At 45.9% G+C, this 1,648-nt stretch carries 3 protein-coding genes; 2 read left to right on the top strand and 1 reads right to left on the bottom strand.

The window, feature by feature from the left end:
• Positions 1–714, top strand: a 714-nt coding sequence (locus R7O12_RS24220) for an endonuclease/exonuclease/phosphatase family protein (protein ID WP_318126583.1), incomplete at its 5' end; no start/stop codon positions are given.
• A gap of 176 nt (positions 715–890) precedes the next feature.
• Positions 891–1,262: a hypothetical protein gene (locus R7O12_RS24215; RefSeq protein ID WP_005487881.1), complete on the top strand. Its 372-nt coding sequence runs from the start codon at positions 891–893 to the stop codon at positions 1,260–1,262.
• 109 nt (positions 1,263–1,371) lie between these two features.
• On the opposite strand, the gene R7O12_RS24210 is transcribed toward R7O12_RS24215, so the two are convergent.
• Positions 1,372–1,648: ABC transporter permease (locus tag R7O12_RS24210; protein ID WP_318126581.1), on the bottom strand; the 277-nt coding region annotated here is incomplete at its 5' end.

Below are 1,648 nucleotides of genomic sequence, written 5' to 3'. Positions count from 1 at the left end.
CAGCGCAGCCATGTGGCGTCTTGCTCGCAGTCTTTGAGCGTCATTCAATTCAATCTTTTTTACGAAAACTCAGACATCAATCAGTTCATCAACTATCTATTGAGGCATCCTGCTGATTTGGTGGTGATGCAAGAGCTGACGCCGCGTGTTGGCAGCCTCTTGCACATGTTGGATGATGTCTATCCGCATTATTATGGTGGCCAACGTGACGTAGGGTACCCATCCAATTTGATGATTCTTAGCCGACACCCGATCACGGAGGTTTCGGTTTATCGTGCGCCAAATGGACAAGAAGTCATCAGAGCGGTTTGGTTGCCTAAAGGTCAAGCACCGATCACTTTGTTTGCGGCTCATCCGCCATCACCAAGAACCAGCGAGCTTTGGCATCAAAGAAATGCGCTGGTGCGAACCATAGAAACGCTGACCGCGCTTTATCCCGAGCCAGAGGTGTTGGTTGTGGGGGATTTCAATCTTTCCTCGGTTAGCCCTCGTTTTTCTACGCTGTTCCCGAGTTTTCAAACCGCGCCAGTGACGAGCTGGCCAACTAACATCAAAGGCATCAACGTGCCAGAGCCGATGATGATAGGTATTGATCATTTGTGGCTAAAATCTGAGCAAGGACAGCGAATCATCTGCGCTCGTGAATCGTCTGCTTTACCACAAGGCTCAGATCACCGCATGGTGACAACCCAGATCGGTGTGCATATTCCATAGTTCAAGCTCTTAGAATTTGTCATGTTTCATAAGTAAAACCTGTGCTGAGCTTGTCATAGAATTGACTGTCTCTGACGATCCTCTGTTATTTGAGCAAGTTCTATAACCTAAACTTTGCTCGCTTCCTATACTGAATTAACGAAGCAGAGTTTTTATAACAACAAGAGGCAGCTTGCATGACAAGAACAACCTCATTTGCACTCGTTCTATTACTGATGTGCGCATACTTTGGTTACAACCGTTATTACGTGTATCCGCAGCAGTTGGAAACACAGGCCAAATCCATGTTGATACAAATGGCAAATCGCGAAGAGTGGATGGATGTGTTTGAAATGATGAACCGCGTAGAAGCTCACAAAGGGCATTTAGAGCTTGCTGCGCATGTTAAGTCCTCTGATGGCAAACGTGCTTACAGTGAAGGGTTCATCACCTATACCGACCGAGACGGGATGGTATGTAAAGAAGTGGTTTTTAACTTCAAAATTAACTCGTTGAAGAACTACAGCATTTCTGACTTACGCGATTGTTCTTTTGGTGAATATTACTAAACCGAATCGTGCCATTGAGCATTGTCAGTTAGACATTTAAATGTCCTAACAACAATAGCCTCATTGTCGAGGCTATTTTTGTTTCTACGGAAGAGAAAAATGAGCAACTTTAATCGAGCGATTTCTTAAACCTTAGTGACGCGACGACCAATCCAAATACGGTAAACCCGAGCAACCAAAGGGTATCTCGCCATAAGTCCATCAGATCCGCTCCTCGCAACACTATGCCTCGAATCATGCGCATAAAGTGAGTGGCGGGCAGGGCTTCTGAAATCCACTGTGCAGCGACTGGCATGCCCTCGTAAGGGAACATAAATCCAGACAGTAGAATCGAAGGCAGAAGAATGAACACCGTCATTTGCATGGCTTGAAGCTGTGTTGTGGCG

The sequence above is a fragment of the Vibrio sp. Vb1574 genome (assembly GCF_033338675.1).
Note: the sequence above shows the minus strand (reverse complement) of the source record. Positions and strands in the feature narration are given on the sequence as shown.